The organism is Bacillus sp. SIMBA_154 (genome assembly GCF_046536015.1).
Classification (GTDB): domain Bacteria; phylum Bacillota; class Bacilli; order Bacillales; family Bacillaceae; genus Bacillus; species Bacillus pumilus_P.
In genome coordinates, this window is record NZ_JAWJBV010000251.1 from 1 (window position 1) to 273 (window position 273).

Here is a 273-nt window from a genome sequence, read left to right on the forward strand (position 1 = left end):
CAAGGGAATACGATGACTCGAGCTATTAATTTTACCTTGATGTTTGATACAAATGAGTATCAGACAGAAATGGATTCGACTGCGAAGACTTTGAAAGGTGTTTCAGACACGGTCGAAATTATAGGTGAAGCAATCGCTGAGACTCAAGTGAGGGATTCGAAAACAACGAGAAGTTCGGCAAGCGCTTGGCTCGAAGACAGTTTCCGAGGTTCTTATGGCTTAAATTTCCGTCTTGATATTACGGGAGAAAGAGCTGAACGTAATTTAGTAGGT

1 protein-coding gene is annotated in these 273 nt (G+C 41.8%); it reads left to right on the top strand.

Going from position 1 to position 273, the window contains the following annotated elements; translation table 11 throughout:
* Positions 1–12: 12 nt before the first annotated feature.
* On the top strand, positions 13–273 hold a 261-nt coding region (locus R0K30_RS21925; RefSeq protein WP_410612945.1), incomplete at its 3' end, for a hypothetical protein.